The following is a 15,513-nucleotide window of genomic DNA, read 5'->3' as shown; positions in this document are numbered from 1 at the left end:
CGCGCGCACGGCGATCAGGTTCGCGTACGGGCTCGTCAGCGATTCGAGCGCGATCGCGTCCTTGGTCGGCTGCAGGTTCGCGGCGAGCGCGTAGTTCGTGTTGATCACGGCCGCGTCGACGTCCGACAGCACGCGCGGCAGTTGCGCGGCGTCGAGTTCGGAGATCTTCAGCTTCTTCGGGTTCTCGGCGATGTCGAGCACCGTCGCGTTGTTGCCGCCCGTGCCGGCGCCCGCCTTCAGCTTGATCACGCCTTGCGTCTGCAGCAGCAGCAGCGCGCGGTTCTCGTTCGACGGATCGTTCGGCACCGCGAGCTTCGCGCCTTGCGGCAGGTCCTTCAGCGTCTTGAACTTCTTCGAGTACACGCCGATCGGCGAGATGTAGGTCAGGCCCGCGCTGACGATCTTGTAGCCGCGCTGCTTCACCTGGCTGTCGAGGTAGGGCTGGTGCTGGAAGCTGTTCGCGTCGAGGTCGCCCGAATCGAGCGCCGCGTTCGGCTGCACGTAGTCGTTGAACTCGATGACCTTCACGTTCAGGCCTTCCTTCTCCTTCGCGACCTTCTGCACGAGCTGCCACACTTCCGCATCCGGGCCGGCCACCGTGCCGACCTTGATCACCTTGTCTTCGGCGTGCGCGCCTGCCGACAGCGTCAGCGCTGCGCCGGTGGCCAGCACGGAAAATACCTTCAGGAGACTGCGACGCTTCATCTGTTTCTCGCTTTCTTGCTTACTGGAAATAGGGCGCGATACGGGTAAGCCCCGACTCGCAGGAAGGGGCAAATGGTGTCACAGGATCGGCGGGAAGTGAAATACATCCCGCTCATATGGGTATGCACCGCAGCGGTGCCGGCGGAAGCTGCGCGACTCGGCCGTTAGTTGCGTTTGGGCGACGTGCGCGTCAGCCGGTGCGCGTCACGCCGCCGCATGGTCGGCCGCCTTCGTGCCGAATGCAGGCTCGCCCCTCTGCCCGCCGGCCCGGCGCGGCGACAGGCCGTCTGCATCGACGACCCGGAACGCGCCGACCGCATCGCGCAGCCGCGCGGCCTGTTCCTGCAGCGACTGCGCGGCGGCCGCCGCTTCTTCGACGAGCGCGGCGTTCTGCTGCGTGACCTGGTCCATCTGCGCGACCGCGCGCCCGACCTGCGTGATGCCGCTCGCCTGCTCCTCGGACGCGGCCGCGATCTCGCCCATGATGTCGGTCACGCGCGCGACGGCCTGCAGGATCTCGCCCATCGTCGTGCCGGCCTGGCCGACCAGCGTCGAGCCGTTGCGCACGCGCTCGACCGAGTCGACGATCAGCTCGCGGATCTCCTTCGCAGCCGTCGCGCTGCGCTGCGCGAGCGAGCGCACTTCGCCCGCGACCACCGCGAAGCCGCGGCCCTGCTCGCCCGCGCGCGCGGCTTCGACCGCCGCGTTCAGCGCGAGGATGTTGGTCTGGAACGCGATGCCCTCGATCACGCCGATGATGTCGGCGATCTTGCGCGAGCTGTCGTCGATCTCGCCCATCGTGCCGATCACGCGGTTCACGACGTCGCTCCCCGTGCGCGCGATCTCCGATGCGTTGTTCGCGAGCCCGCTCGCCTGTCGCGCGTTGTCGGCGTTCTGCTTCACCGTCGCGGTCAGCTGCTCCATGCTCGCGGCGGTTTCCTCCAGCGACGCGGCCTGCTCCTCGGTGCGCTGCGACAGGTCGTCGTTGCCGGCGGAGATCTGGCGGCTCGCCGACGCGATCGATCCGGCCGACTGGCGAATCCCGCCGATCGTCGCCTGCAGGCGGGCCTGCATGTCGTGCATCGCGGCCATCATGCTCGTACGGTCGCCTACGCGCACGGGCACCGGCTGCGTCAGGTCGCCCTGCGCGATGCGCGCCGCGAGCGCGGCCGCTTCGTCGGGCTCGCCGCCGAGGCTGCCGCGCACGTTGCGGATGATCACCAGCATCGCCGCGCTGATCACGAAGCCGATCACGAACACGACCGCGAGGTGGCCGAGCAGCGTCCGGTAATAGATGGTGTCGATGTCCTTCAGGAAGACGCCGCTCGAGATGTTCCAGTCCCACGGCGTGAAGCGCGTGACGTAGCTGATCTTCGGCACGGCGGTTTCGCTGTGCGGCAGGCGCCCGCGGTACTCGGCGAAGCCGCTGCCGGTTTCCTTCGCGGCGTTCAGGATCGTGACGAACAGCGGCTTGCCGTCCGGGTCGAGATAGTCGCCGACCTGCGTGCCGACCAGCTTCGGCAGCGTCGGATGCATCAGCACGACCGGCTTCGAGTCCATCACGAACACGTAGCCCGAATCGCCATAGCGCATCGCGGCCAGGCTCGCGAGCGCGTCGCGCTTCGCGTCGGCCTCGGGCAGCGTGCCGCCCTGCGCGAGTGCGTGATACGCCTTCACGATGCCGGCCGCCGAGTCGACGAGATTCGCGATGCCTGCCTTGCGTTCGGCGAGCATCGTCGCGCGCGTCTCGTATGCGCTCCATGCGCCGACGCCCAGGAGACCGATCCATACCAGCGCAAGCGCGAGCCACAGCTTGCGGTTCAAACTCATTCTGCTCATCTGCGTGCCTTTGTCGATGTCGATGCGCACGCTGCGCGCGAACGGCCCGCCCCGCGCAAACGCTTGCCTTTTTATTTACGGCACCGAGGCTTACAACTTGAATACGCGCGGGTGCGGCAAACCGCCGGTCGGCCGGCCGCCCGCAGCGCGACAGCCCGCATCCGCTGTGCTAAAAAGACCGGCTGGCCGGCACACGAGGAGCCGGCACCATTCCGGGGGCCATCCATGTACGTCATCGACATCCACTACACCGCATCGCTCGAACATATCGACGATGCGCTCGAACGCCATCGCGCATTCCTGCAGCCGCAGTTCGACAAGGGCATCTTCATCGCGGCCGGGCCGAAAGTGCCGCGCGAAGGCGGCGTGATCCTCGCGGCCCGCATCGATCGCGACGAGCTCGACGCGATCCTGAAGACCGATCCGTTCGTCACCGAGGGGCTTGCCACGTATCGCGTGACGGAATTCCGGATCACGCGTGCCGCATCCGGCTTCAACGTACCCGCGCTGCCGTAACGCGACATGCGACGCGGGCGCGATGCGCGCGCGCCGACACGCCGCCCGACGGGCGGCGCATGCGAACAACGAGGAGAGAACCAGGGTGACGGCGCGTGACGGCCGTCACGCGCAACGCCGGGCCGGGCGCCCGGCGGCGGCCGGTCAGTCGACCAGCAGCTTCAGGTCGTGGACCCACGGGCCGGGGCCCTGGCCGTCACGCACGAACAGGCGCAGCTTGCCGTCGCGGTCGAACACGTAGCTCGCGGCGGTGTGATCCATCGTGTAGCTGCCGGGCGTCTTGCCGGGCACCTTCGCGTAGTACACGCGGAAATCCTTCGTGACCTTCTTCAGCGCGGCTTCGTCGGCCGGCCGCAGGCCGATGAACGACGGATCGAACGCGGGCACGTACTGGCCGAGCAGCGCCGGCGTGTCACGCTCCGGGTCGACGGTGACGAACAGCACCTGCACGCGTTTCGCGGCATCGGGCCCGAGCTGCTTCAACGCTTCGGACAGCTCGGCCATCGTCGTCGGGCACACGTCCGGGCAGTGCGTGTAACCGAAGAACATCACGACGGCCTTGCCCTTGAAATCGCCGAGCGTGCGCACCTTGCCGGCCGTATCGGGCAGCGAGAAGTCGCTGCCGAACTGCGTGTTGCCGGTGATGTCGAGATTCTGGAATTTCGGCGCGTTGTCGCATCCGGCGAGCAGCAGCGCTGCCGTGAATGCGCATGCGAGCATCCAGCCTTGGCGCGCGCGGCGCCCGAACCGTGATTGGAGCATTGCGTTCAAACCGTGCGGTTACACGCCGAGCAGCGGGCGTGCATAGTGATCGACGAGCAGCGCGGCAAACAGCAGCGACAGGTAGACGATCGAGTAGCGGAAGGCCTTGCGGGCGAGTTCGTCCGAATAGTCGCGATGGATCTTCCACGCATACGCGAGGAACACCGCGCCGAGCAGCACCGCGCTCGTCAGGTAGACGGCCCCGCTCATCCCGGAGATGAACGGCATCAGCGTGACCGCGAACAGGATCACCGTGTACAGCAGGATGTGCAGCCGCGTGAACTTCTCGCCGTGCGTGACGGGCAGCATCGGCAGCCCCGCGTTTTCGTAATCCTTGCGGCGATACAGCGCGAGCACCCAGAAATGCGGCGGCGTCCACACGAAGATGATCAGCACGAGGATCCACGCGTCGCCCGGCACCGCGCCGGTGACCGCGGCCCACCCGAGCGCCGGCGGCATCGCACCCGACGCGCCACCGATCACGATGTTCTGCGGCGTCATCGGCTTGAGCAGCAGCGTGTAGATCACCGCATAACCGACGAAGGTGGCGATCGTCAGCCACATCGTCAGCGGGTTCGTGAACGTATAGAGCGTCCATGCGCCGACGCTGCCGAGCACGGCCGAGAACAGCAGGATCTGCGGCGTCGTGATCTCGCCGCGCGCGGACGGGCGCCACGCGGTACGACGCATCATCGCGTCGATCTTCTGTTCGACGAGGCAGTTGATCGCGAACGCCGCGCCGGCCAGCAGCCAGATGCCGACCGTACCGCCGATCAGCACGTGCCACGGCACCATGCCCGGCGTCGCGAGGAACATGCCGATCACCGCGCAGAACACCGCGAGCTGCGTGACACGCGGCTTCGTCAGCGCCATGTACTGGGAAAAGCGGCTACCGGGCGATTGGGAGAGGGTGCTTTGCATGGGGGCGGTCACGCCGGGGCGGCGTCGCGCGCAGGCTGCGCGACACGGCCGGGGCGGCTTGAAAGGATGCGAAAGTTTAACATGACGACGAGCAGCAGCAGGATCGCGGCCCCGCCGTTGTGCGCGACGGCGACCGGCAGCGGCCACTGCAGCACGATGTTGGTCAGGCCCGTCACGAACTGCAGCAGGACGACCAGCAGCACGCCGTTCGCGGGCCGCCGCAGCGATTCGAAGCGGCGCATCTTCAGCGCGAACGCAACCAGATACGCGACCACGACGAACGCGAACGTGCGGTGCGTCCAGTGGATCGCGACCAGCGCGTCCTGCGTGATCGCGTCGCCGTCCTTCGTCATCCCGAGCGCGCGCCACAGGTGGAAGCCGTGCTGGAAGTCCATCGGCGGAATCCACTGGCCGTTGCAGGTCGGGAAGTCGGTGCATGCGAGCACCGCGTAGTTGGTGCTCACCCAGCCGCCGAGCGCGATCTGCACGACCAGCAGCACGAGCGCCGCGAGCGCGGCCGCGCGATAGCGGCCGGCTTCCGGATCGTACGACGGCAGCGGCGTCTGCCGCGCCGCAAGCCACCCGAGCGTGCCGAGCAGCGTCAGGCCGAGCAGCAGGTGAATCGTGACGATCACCGGCTGCAGCTTCATCGTGACCGTCCACGCGCCGAACGCGCCCTGCACGAGGATCAGCAGCAGCAGGCTCGTCGGCCACCACGGCGACACGTGCAGCGGGCGGCGGCGCAGCCTCGCGGACCACGCGATCACGACCTGCGCGATGATCAGCACGCCGATCGCCATTGCGAAATAGCGGTGGATCATCTCGATCCACGCCTTCGTCATGCTGACGGGGCCCGTCGGCATCGCCTGATGCGCGGCAGTGATCGCGGCGTGCGCGATGAACGGCGACGACGTGCCGTAGCAGCCCGGCCAGTCAGGGCAGCCGAGCCCCGAGTCGGTCAGCCGCGTGAAGCCGCCGAACATCACGAGGTCGAGCGTCAGGAAGGTGGTGATCCACACCAGCTTGCGAAACTTGTTGTCGTCGGCCTTCACCCACACGTACGACAGCGGCAGCAGCGCGATGCACAGGCCGATCAGGCCGAGTTGCAGTAGATACGACATCGGTTCTTTGCCTCTCGTCTTGCCTTAGCCGATGCTCGACCACTTCAGCAGCTTCGTCACGTCCGACTTGATCTTGCTGGGGTTCGGATCCTTCGGGAAACGCATCATCAGGTTGCCGTTCGGGTCGACCAAGTAGAGGTGGTCGCTGTCCTTCGTGCCGGCATCGGCCGGCAGCCATGCGGCCACCGCGGCTGGATCGGCGACGAGGCGGCGCGTGTCGGGATACGCGTCGAGCACCTTCTGCGGCATCGCGCCCGCATCGCTGCGCAGCCACACCATCGTGATCCGGTGCCGCTCGCCTGCCTGCGTGACGCGGATCTGGCGCATGAAATAGAGCTTCTGCGCGCATGCGTCGTCACACGCGCTGCGGTCGGTCATCACGAACAGCCACACGCCGCGCAGCGACGACAGCGGCACGGTCTTGCCGGTTTCGTCGGTCACCTGCAGATCCGCGGGGATCGGACGCTGCGGCTCGATCAGCGTGCCGTAGTTCGTCGAGCCGCCCTTCGGCTTGATCACGTAATAGGTGAAGTACGACGCGATCATCGGTGCCGCGCACACGAGACCCAGCAGCACGAGCATCCAGCGGCCGCGCTTGCGGGCCGCCGGCGACATCGGCGCAGCGGCCGAACCCTGACGGGAAGATTGCATGGACAAATCAGACCTCTCGAAACGAACCCGCGGCGCCGGCGCCGCGTCCTGGCATGGCGCTCACGCGCCGGACGACTTCTTCGCCGCACGCCGCGCGGCGTACAGGCCGAAGCCGAGCGCGGCCGCCGCCATCGCCCACCACTGAAACATGTAACCGTAATTGCGCTCGACGCCGGTCGTCGCCGCCGGCCAGTCGCGCACGAGCTTGTCGCCGTCGTCGCTCGTCTGCTGGATCACGAACGGCTGCAGCGGCAGCCCGGTTTCCTTCGCATACGCGGCGACGTCCAGGTTCTGCCGGATCTTCTGGTGCGCCGCCGACCCGCCTTCGCCGAGCTCGAACGCACGCGACGCGTCGGCACGCGCGATGCCCACGATCTCGACGTCGCCCGCCGGCGTCGCGAACGGCTCGATCGCCGTGCGATCGGCGATATTGCGCGGCAGCCAGCCGCGGTTCACGAGCACGACGCCGCCGCCCGTGAGTTTAAACGGCATCACGACGTAAAAACCCGGCTGGTCGTTATACGGCCGATTGTCGAGGAACACCGCCTGTTCAGGCAGGAAACGACCCTTCGCCCGCACGCGGTGAAACTCGATCGACGCGAGCGGCATCGGCTGCGCGCCGACGTCGACGGGCGCCGCCTGCTCGTAGCGCTCGATGCTCGCCTGCAGCGCTTCCTTCTGGTGCGCGCGGTCGCGCTGCCAGAAACCGAGACGGATCGTGACCGCGACGACGACGAGAATCAGCAGCGCAGGCAGCCAGCGAATCTTCATCATGCGGCCCGCCCGGCATGTGCCGGAATGCGAAGTGCGATAATTATCCTCTTCCTTCCGAATTGCCGTCGTCCGGTTCGTGTCATGCACATACTCGTTCCCATCGCCTTCGTCCTCATCATTGCCAGCATGGGCTCGGCGCTCTACTTCATGATGCACGACCGCGGCCACACGAAACGCATGGTCTGGTCGCTCGCCACCCGCGTCGGGCTGTCGGTCTCGCTGTTCCTGCTCATCCTGATCGCGAACTGGATGGGCTGGATCCATTCGACCGGCCTGCCGATCGGGCGTTGATGCCGCTGCCGTGGCCGCCGCTGTGACATTTCGCCGCACGGCCGCGCCACCAAGCAAAAGCGCCGCCTGACTGAGTCGCGGCGGCGCCAGGGTGGTGTCGCTCGCAGCTTCGCTGCCGCGCCCACGACACCAATGAAAACGGCCCGCGCATTGCTGCGCGGGCCGTTTTTCCATTTACAGCCAGTAGACGACGACGTACAGGCCGAGCCAGACGACGTCGACGAAGTGCCAGTACCAGGCGGCGCCTTCGAATGCGAAGTGATGATCGGGCTTGAAGTGGCCGCGGATCATCCGCACCAGCACCACCGCGAGCATCGTGCCGCCGAGGAACACGTGGAAACCGTGGAAGCCCGTCAGCAGGAAGAACGTCGAACCGTACACGCCCGAGTTCAGCGTCAGGTTCAGTTCGTTGTACGCGTGGTAGTACTCGAAGCCCTGCAGGAACAGGAAGCAGATACCGAACACGAGCGTCGCGGCCAGCCATGCGATCGCCTTCTTGCGATGGTCGTCACGCAGCGCGTGGTGCGAGATCGTCAGCGTCACGCCCGACGACAGCAGGAACGCGGTGTTCAGCGTCGGGATCGGCCACGGGCCCATCGTCTTGAAGTGACCGGCGAGTGCTGCCGGGCCTTCGTTCGGCCACACGGCGGAGAAATCCGGCCAGATCAGCTTGTAGTCGAGGCTGCCGAGTTGGTGCAGCGCGATTTCACGTGCATAGAACAGCGCGCCGAAGAACGCGCCGAAGAACATGACTTCCGAGAAGATGAACCAGCTCATGCTCCAGCGGTACGACTTGTCGACGTTCTTGCCGTAATGACCGCCTTCCGACTCGGCGATCGCGTCGCCGAACCAGTGATACAGCGTGAAGAGCAACCACAGCAGGCCGAGCAGTGCCGTAAACGGCGCCCAGTCGTGACCGTTGATCCACAGCGCCGCCGATCCGAGCATGACCAGCAGGCCGGTGGCCGCACTGATCGGATGGTGCGACGGATGCGGCACGAAATAGTACGGGGTCTGGTTTTGACCGCTCATGCTTGATTCTCCACTTCTGTCCAATTTGTGTACCGGAAACCGCTCCGGCTTTATTTCTTGCGCGGCGTGACCGCCACCGCTCTTTCCTGCACGCGGCGCCGTGGCGCCGCGCACTGCATTCTTTCGTGACCGTGGGCCGCTAGCCGCTAGCCGCGCACCTCAGCCCACGACGGCACGCACGATCAGGATCAGCACGCCGATGAACACACCGGCCGCCAGCAACGCGACGATCAGCACGTGCAGCGGATTCAGCTGCGTCGCGTCGGCCTCCAGGTCGCGCCGCTTGCGCACCCCGAAGAACGACCACAGCACGGCCTTCAGCGCCTGACCGAACGACCCGCCCCGCTTGACCTCCGTCATCGCCCCGCCTCCGTCGTCATGCGTCCGGCTTCGCCGCGCCCTGCGCCGCGGTCTTGCCCGGCGCCGGCGCCGGCGTGGCCGGCGTATTCAGCTCGAAGAACGTGTAAGACAGCGTGATCGTCTTCACGTCCTTCGGCAGTTTCGGATCGATCACGAACACCACCGGCATCTTGCGCGATTCGTTCGCGGCCAGCGTCTGCTGCGTAAAGCAAAAGCACTCGATCTTCTTGAAGAACTCCGTCGCCTGCTTCGGCGCGTAGCTCGGAATCGCCTGTGCAACGACCGGCCTGCCCTGCCCGTTCGTCACGTCGTACACGATCGTCGTCAGCTCCCCCGGATGCACGTCGAGGCTGTTGTGCTCCGGCTTGAAACCGAGCGGGCCGCGCGCATTCGCGTCGAACTCGACCGACACCGTGCGGCTGGTGTCGACCTGCGAATTCTTCACCTCGCGCTCGCTCACATCGCGCTGCACCAGGTTGTTGATGCCGGTGATCTGGCAGATCGCCCGGTACATCGGGATCAGCGCGAAGCCGAAACCGAACATCAGCCCGGCCACGACGAAGAGCTTCACCAGCATCGAACGATTGAACGCGCGATCGACGGCGCCCTCTTCCGGCTTCGACATACGACAACTTCCTCGCTACTGCGTCTGTTGCTGCATCAGTGAGTGGACAGCCACCACTGCTTGATCACGACACCCACAAAAAAAACGGCGGCGATGACGAGCAGGATGAGGCCGAGCCGCTTGTTGCCCGCGCGGATCTGCTCGGGCGTTCGTCTTTGTTGTGGATTCCGGTTCATCTGAAACTTCGCTGACATTTCAATTCCGCGCCCGCCGCGCCTGCCTGCGCGGCAGGCAACGGCGGAGCGCAGGGTGAAACTTATTCGACGTGCGGCGGTTGCTCGAACGTATGGAAGGGAGCCGGGCTCGGCACCGTCCACTCGAGGCCCGTCGCGCCGTCCCACGGCTTGTCCGACGCCTTTTCCAGCTCGCCGCCGCCACGGTAGGCCGGCAGCGCGACCGCGAACAGGAAGTACACCTGCGCGAGGCCGAAGCCGAATGCGCCGATCGTTGCGACCTGGTTGAAGTCCGTGAACTGCGCCGGGTAGTCCGCATAACGACGCGGCATGCCGGCGAGACCGACGAAGTGCATCGGGAAGAACGTCAGGTTGAAGAAGATCATCGACGCCCAGAAGTGGATCTTGCCGCGCGTCTCGTTGTACATCCAGCCCGTCCACTTCGGCGCCCAGTAGTACCAGCCCGAGAACAGCGCGAACAGCGAGCCGGCCACCAGCACGTAGTGGAAGTGCGCGACCACGAAGTAGGTGCCGTGATACTGGATGTCGAGCGGCGCCATCGCAAGCATCAGGCCCGTGAGGCCGCCGAACGTGAACACGAACAGGAAGCCGATCGCGAACAGCATCGGGGTTTCGAAGGTCATCGAGCCGCGCCACATCGTCGCGAGCCAGTTGAACACCTTCACGCCCGTCGGCACCGCGATCAGCATCGTCGCGTACATGAAGAACAGCTGGCCGGTGACCGGCATGCCCGTTGCGAACATGTGGTGCGCCCAGACCATGAACGACAGGATCGCGATCGAAGCCGTCGCGTACACCATCGAGCTATAGCCGAACAGCGTCTTGCGTGCGAACGCCGGGATCACCTGCGACACGATCCCGAACGCCGGCAGAATCATGATGTACACCTCGGGGTGGCCGAAGAACCAGAAGATGTGCTGGTACATCACCGGGTCGCCGCCGCCTGCCGCGTTGAAGAACGACGTGCCGAAGTGACGGTCGAACAGCACCATCGTGATCGCGCCCGCCAGAACCGGCATCACCGCGATCAGCAGGTACGCCGTGATCAGCCACGTCCATGCGAACATCGGCATCTTCATCAGCGTCATGCCCGGTGCGCGCATGTTCAGGATCGTCACGACGATGTTGATCCCGCCCATGATCGACGACGCACCCATGATGTGCACCGCGAAGATCGCGAAGTCCATGCCCGGGCCCATCTGCGTCGACAGCGGCGCGTACAGCGTCCAGCCGGCGGCCGTCGCGCCGCCCGGCGCGAAGAACGAACCGACCAGCAGCACGGCAGCGACCGGCAGCAGCCAGAAGCTGAAGTTGTTCATCCGCGCGAACGCCATGTCGGATGCGCCGATCTGCAGCGGAATCATCCAGTTCGCGAAGCCGACGAACGCCGGCATGATCGCGCCGAACACCATGATCAGGCCGTGCATCGTCGTGAGTTCGTTGAAGAACTCCGGACGCATGATCTGCAGGCCCGGCTCGAACAGCTCAGCCCGGATGCCGAGGGCCATCACGCCGCCCGACAGGAACATGATGAACGAGAACAGCAGGTACAGCGTACCGATGTCCTTGTGGTTGGTGGCGAACAGCCAGCGCCGCCAGCCGTGCGGCATTTCGTGCGCGTGGTCGTCGTGCGCGTGGTCCGCGGCTACGTCGTGCCCGATGCTAGACATGAGAATCTCCTAATGCGAATACGTCGACTAACTCAGCGACACGTCAAGCCGCCGGCCCGATCTCGACACGCCGGGCTTCCTTCGCGTCCGCCCCGCCCGTGATCGTTTCCGGCTTTTTGAGAATAATGTGGTCTTCCGCCACGCCTGCTGCCTTCAGCGCGTCGCGCACGGCTTGCGCGCGATGCTTCGCCAGTTCGGCGTTCGCGTCGGCCGAGCCCGTCTTGTCGGTGAAGCCCGACAGCGCGAGCTTCGCGTCCGGATGTGCCTTCGCATAGTCGGCCGCGGCGGCGATCGCCGCTTTCGCGTCGGCAGGCAGCACGCTCTTGCCCGTCTCGAAGTAGATCGTCGACAGCGCGGCCGATGCCGCTGCCGCCGCCGGCTGTTCAGCGGCGCCCGACGCGGCTTGCGCCGGTGCCGAAGCTGCCTCTGCCGCTGCCGCGCCCGCCGCGTCTTCCGGCATCTTGCCGTTACGCGCGTCGGCCACTTGCTTCGGCTGCAGCAGGTCGTTCTTGTGGTTGCCCCACGAGTTGCGTTCGTACGTGATGACCGAAGCGATGTCGAGATCCGACAGCGACGCCCACGACGGCATCGCGCCCTTGCCGTGCAGCACGCGCTCGACGTGGCCGGCGATCGGGCCGTTCACGATCGGGCTGCCGTCCATGGCCGGGAATGCGCCGAGGCCCTTGCCGCTCACCTGGTGGCAGGCCGCGCAGTTCGCCTTGTAGACTTCCTCGCCGTGCGCGACGAGTTCGGCCATCGTGTAGACCTTGTTCGGATCGACTGCGGCGCCGGCCAGCTTGGCCTTCTGCGCGGTGACCCACTTCGCGTAGTCGTCGTCCGACAGGACTTCGACGACGACCGGCATGTACGCGTGTTCCTTGCCGCACAGCTCGGTACAGAAACCGCGGAACGTACCGACCTTGTCGGCCTTGAACCACGTGTCGCGCACGAAGCCGGGGATCGCATCCTGCTTCACGCCGAACGCGGGCACGTACCACGAGTGGACGACGTCGTTCGCGGTCGTGATGATGCGGATCTTCTTGTTGACCGGCACGACGAGCGGGTTGTCGACTTCCTGCAGGTAGGTGTCGGTGATCGGCTTCTTGCCCATCACTTCGTCACGCGGGGTGGACAGCGTCGACAGGAAGCCGATGCCCTCGCCCGGGCCCTTCACGTAGTCGTAGCCCCACTTCCACTGGTAGCCGGTGACCTTGATCGTGAGATCGGCGTTGGTCGTGTCCTTCATCGCGACGACGGCCTTCGTCGCCGGCAGCGCCATCAGCACGACGATGACGAACGGCACGATCGTCCAGATGATCTCGACGGTCGTGCTTTCATGGAAATTGGCGGCCTTGTGGCCCTTGGATTTGCGGTGCGCGAAGATCGAATAGAACATCACACCGAACACGCCGACGAAGATCACCGTACACAGGATCAGCATCATCGTGTGGAGATCGTAGAGCTCCTCGGCGATTTTCGTGACCGGCGGCTGAAAGTTGATCTCGTTGACGCGGGGGCCGCCCGGGCTATCACCGACCGCCAGGGCGGCACCGGCAAAGAGCAATCCGCTGCATGCCAGCACGCCCGTGAGGGCTCGCTTGATTGTTTTCATAGCATCCTTACCCAAAATTTCCATTCAAACCCTCCCCCGTCGCAAGCCCCCGGCCCGTTTCCGGCCAGTGCCCGCGCCTCGTCAGCCGCAGCGCCTGAGCGATGCACGCAGTTCGTCGGCGAACTGCGCACGCTTGTACTGCGCGAGATGCTGCCCGATTACGACGGTCTGCCCGCGCGATACCAGCCGAATCGGATCGCGTGGCGTCGCACCCGGCTCGACCCGCACCCAGCGCGGGTTGAATTCGATCTGCGTGAGCCGCTCCGCATCCATCCGCTCGATCACGAGCCGGTGCGGATACAGCCTGATGCGCTCGTAATCGACCGCATGGCGAGCATAGATCGCAAATGCGACACCCACCGCCAGCAACTCGATTCCGGTGAAGGGCATGACGAGCCAGGCCCCCCGCCACATCAGCAATGTCGCGATCACCAGCGAGAAGCCCGCGAGCGACGCGTAAAACAGCACGAACTGGCGCGGCGACGCCGAACAGTTGCGTTTCATCAGCCAGTCTTCGAGGACCGGCTCGCCGTTCGTCGTCTCCGCCAAAACCCTCGCTGCTTCCATCGCCGCCTCACGCGAATGGCATGCGATGCATGCCTGCATCGGACTCGTCGCCCCGTATTGCGGGGACCCCGGGACGACAAGCTGACGCATTATAGGCGGGTTCAATGGCATCCACAAGCAAGCGGCTATCGCCCCGCAAGCCAAGCGCGACAAGCTTTCCGGCCATTTCAGGCGCCAATTCGACCCCGCTTTGCGCCGCTAATTTCAGACATAACAAAACCCCTCTTTACCGCTCTACCGATTCTTCGGACGCCCCTTTCCGATGTCCTCGATGCGCACGATCCCGTGCCCCTCGGCGGTCGTGCGCGGCACGGCCTTCCACGCGTGGCCGTAGATCACTTCGAACGTCAGGGCGATCGTGCCGTCCGCGCGCCGGCGCGCCTCCAGCGCGTCGCCGAGCGCCGCGCGAAAGCGCCGGGTCGCGCGCTGCGGCGCCTCGCGCTCGAACGGATAGGCGCCCCAGCGGCGCACGTCGGCCAGCAGGGAATCGGGGGTCTTGTAGGTGACGGTCAGCACTTCCTGATCCATCACGGGAATCTCGAAGCCGCTCTCGACGAGCATGTCGCCGAGGTCGTGCATGTCGACGAAATCGATCACGCGCGCGGCGGACGGCACGATGCCGAGCGCCGCTTCCGCATCCGCGCAGGCCGCGCGCAGTTCGCGCAGCGTATCGGGGCCGAGCGTGCTGAACATCAGCAGCCCGTTCACGCGCAGCACGCGCTGCCATTCGGGCAGCACCGTGTCCGGACGCGAATGCCAGTGGAGCGCGAGATTCGACCAGATCAGGTCGAACGCGCCGCCCGGGAACGGCAGCGCGGCGAAGTCGGCCTGGGCGACGCGGGGGCCGCGCTGGCCGAGCGCACGGCCGAGCGAGGCCGGCAGCCAGCGGCGCCAGCTCGTCTGCTCGACCTCGCGCTGACCGGCTCGCGCGAGCATCGCGCCGGACAGGTCGACGCCGAATACGGGTGCCTCCGGAAAGCGCGCGCGCAGCGCCGGCAGGTCGTCCCCGGGGCCGCAGCCCGCGTCCAGCACGGCCGCGGGGCTGACCTTGATGTATTCGAGGCGCTCGTTCATCCGCTGCGCGATCTCGCGCGGCAGGAACGCGACCGCGTCGAACGTGGCGGCGCGGCGGTCGAAGATCCGCCGCAGGCGCCTTGCGTCATTGGCCGGACGGCCGGTTGAAGTCGAAGCTGGGGACATGTCGGGCACACTGGCGAAGAGCCCGAAGTATACTCGCTCGCCCCGCAGGCTTCATTGAGGCGGGGTGTCAGGAGTGTTGCGATGATCCGCAGTTCCGCCCGGCGCACGATGCGCGTCGCTTTGTCGCAGGTTCGCGCGCTGGCCGCGCGCGTCGCCGCGGTCGCGCTGCCGAATCGCTGCGCACTGTGCGGCAATTTGTCACACACGATGATTTGCATCGCCTGCGACGCCGCGTACTGGAACGAAGCGCGGCTGCGCTGCGGCGTCTGCGCGATACCGCTGGGCATCGGGCAACCGCGTTCGTACCGGGCCCGCGGGGCTCACGCCGGCAGCGCGGCCGCGTACCGTTGCGACGCGTGCCGTGCGGCACCGCCGCCGTTCGATGCGACGCTCGCGCTGGCGGATTACCGCGCGCCGCTCGACGGGCTCGCGCGCGGCCTGAAGTTTCACCGGCAACTCGCGCTCGGCACCGAATTCGCGGCACGGCTCGCACGGCTGATCGACGATACGCCCGGCGCCGGCGGCTTCGACCTGGTGGCGCCGGTGCCGCTGTCGCACCGGCGGCTCGTCGCGCGCGGCTACAACCAGGCGTGGGCGATCGCGCGCCCGCTCGCGCGGCGGCTCGGCGTGCGCGCGGATGCGGCGCTGCTCGCACGCGTCGCCGACACCGCGC

Annotated in this window: 18 protein-coding genes; 3 read left to right on the top strand and 15 right to left on the bottom strand. The window is 66.4% G+C overall.

All coding sequences use genetic code 11. The annotated features are described in order from the left end of the window. The coding region (locus tag L810_RS39625) for a MetQ/NlpA family ABC transporter substrate-binding protein (RefSeq protein ID WP_042978156.1) at positions 1-705 on the bottom strand (705 nt) is incomplete at its 3' end. Between the two features lie 204 nt (positions 706-909). After that, on the bottom strand, positions 910-2,544 hold the full coding sequence (locus L810_RS39620; protein ID WP_042978158.1) for a methyl-accepting chemotaxis protein: 1,635 nt from the start codon (positions 2,542-2,544) through the stop codon (positions 910-912). A gap of 225 nt (positions 2,545-2,769) precedes the next feature. Between L810_RS39620 and L810_RS39615 the strand changes: the two genes are divergently transcribed. Then, positions 2,770-3,060, top strand: a complete 291-nt coding sequence (locus L810_RS39615) for a YciI family protein (RefSeq protein WP_021163754.1) — start codon at positions 2,770-2,772, stop codon at positions 3,058-3,060. A gap of 144 nt (positions 3,061-3,204) precedes the next feature. Here L810_RS39615 and L810_RS39610 read toward each other — a convergent pair whose 3' ends face one another. From L810_RS39610 to L810_RS39590, 5 genes are read right to left on the bottom strand one after another with little or no spacing between them, the layout of a single operon-like run. Further along, the gene (locus tag L810_RS39610; protein WP_042978155.1) at positions 3,205-3,822 is read right to left on the bottom strand and encodes an SCO family protein; all 618 of its coding nucleotides are present in this window, start codon (positions 3,820-3,822) and stop codon (positions 3,205-3,207) included. Positions 3,823-3,840: 18 nt separating this feature from the next. Beyond that, positions 3,841-4,743, bottom strand: coding sequence for a heme o synthase (cyoE, locus tag L810_RS39605; RefSeq protein ID WP_006477738.1), 903 nt, complete (start codon positions 4,741-4,743; stop codon positions 3,841-3,843). An 8-nt stretch (positions 4,744-4,751) separates the two neighbouring features. Continuing rightward, a complete protein-coding gene (locus L810_RS39600; protein ID WP_021163752.1) occupies positions 4,752-5,864 on the bottom strand; it encodes a COX15/CtaA family protein in 1,113 nt (370 codons plus the stop codon). Between the two features lie 24 nt (positions 5,865-5,888). After that, the gene (locus L810_RS39595; RefSeq protein WP_042978154.1) at positions 5,889-6,515 is read right to left on the bottom strand and encodes an SCO family protein; all 627 of its coding nucleotides are present in this window, start codon (positions 6,513-6,515) and stop codon (positions 5,889-5,891) included. 60 nt (positions 6,516-6,575) lie between these two features. Then, positions 6,576-7,286: an SURF1 family protein gene (locus L810_RS39590; protein WP_042978157.1), complete on the bottom strand. Its 711-nt coding sequence runs from the start codon at positions 7,284-7,286 to the stop codon at positions 6,576-6,578. 84 nt (positions 7,287-7,370) lie between these two features. Here L810_RS39590 and L810_RS39585 point away from each other — a divergent pair, with 84 nt between their 5' ends. Continuing rightward, positions 7,371-7,580, top strand: coding sequence for a twin transmembrane helix small protein (locus tag L810_RS39585; protein ID WP_011353273.1), 210 nt, complete (start codon positions 7,371-7,373; stop codon positions 7,578-7,580). Positions 7,581-7,754: 174 nt separating this feature from the next. Here L810_RS39585 and L810_RS39580 read toward each other — a convergent pair whose 3' ends face one another. From L810_RS39580 to L810_RS39545, 8 genes are all read right to left on the bottom strand, one after another. Then, positions 7,755-8,612: a cytochrome c oxidase subunit 3 gene (locus L810_RS39580; RefSeq protein WP_021163749.1), complete on the bottom strand. Its 858-nt coding sequence runs from the start codon at positions 8,610-8,612 to the stop codon at positions 7,755-7,757. Positions 8,613-8,771: 159 nt separating this feature from the next. After that, positions 8,772-8,972, bottom strand: a complete 201-nt coding sequence (locus L810_RS39575) for a DUF2970 domain-containing protein (protein WP_021163748.1) — start codon at positions 8,970-8,972, stop codon at positions 8,772-8,774. A gap of 16 nt (positions 8,973-8,988) precedes the next feature. After that, positions 8,989-9,597, bottom strand: a complete 609-nt coding sequence (locus tag L810_RS39570; protein WP_011353276.1) for a cytochrome c oxidase assembly protein — start codon at positions 9,595-9,597, stop codon at positions 8,989-8,991. A gap of 35 nt (positions 9,598-9,632) precedes the next feature. Next, entirely contained in the window at positions 9,633-9,773 is a 141-nt protein-coding gene (locus tag L810_RS47850; protein WP_027789063.1) for a cytochrome oxidase small assembly protein, read from the bottom strand. A gap of 80 nt (positions 9,774-9,853) precedes the next feature. After that, positions 9,854-11,461, bottom strand: a complete 1,608-nt coding sequence (ctaD, locus tag L810_RS39560; protein WP_021163746.1) for a cytochrome c oxidase subunit I — start codon at positions 11,459-11,461, stop codon at positions 9,854-9,856. Between the two features lie 43 nt (positions 11,462-11,504). Next, a complete protein-coding gene (gene coxB, locus L810_RS39555) occupies positions 11,505-13,097 on the bottom strand; it encodes a cytochrome c oxidase subunit II (RefSeq protein WP_021163745.1) in 1,593 nt (530 codons plus the stop codon). 57 nt (positions 13,098-13,154) lie between these two features. Further along, complete coding sequence (locus L810_RS39550; protein WP_021163744.1) at positions 13,155-13,679, bottom strand: DUF2244 domain-containing protein; 525 nt, start codon at positions 13,677-13,679, stop codon at positions 13,155-13,157. Positions 13,680-13,874: 195 nt separating this feature from the next. Next, entirely contained in the window at positions 13,875-14,840 is a 966-nt protein-coding gene (locus tag L810_RS39545) for a methyltransferase domain-containing protein (protein WP_042978153.1), read from the bottom strand. Positions 14,841-14,921: 81 nt separating this feature from the next. Between L810_RS39545 and L810_RS39540 the strand changes: the two genes are divergently transcribed. Further along, the coding region (locus tag L810_RS39540) for a ComF family protein (protein ID WP_042978152.1) at positions 14,922-15,513 on the top strand (592 nt) is incomplete at its 3' end.

The organism is Burkholderia sp. AU4i (assembly GCF_000466765.1).
Taxonomy (GTDB): domain Bacteria; phylum Pseudomonadota; class Gammaproteobacteria; order Burkholderiales; family Burkholderiaceae; genus Burkholderia; species Burkholderia cepacia.
The sequence above is the reverse complement of the archived record's forward strand: the minus strand, read 5'-3'. Positions and strand labels throughout refer to the sequence as shown.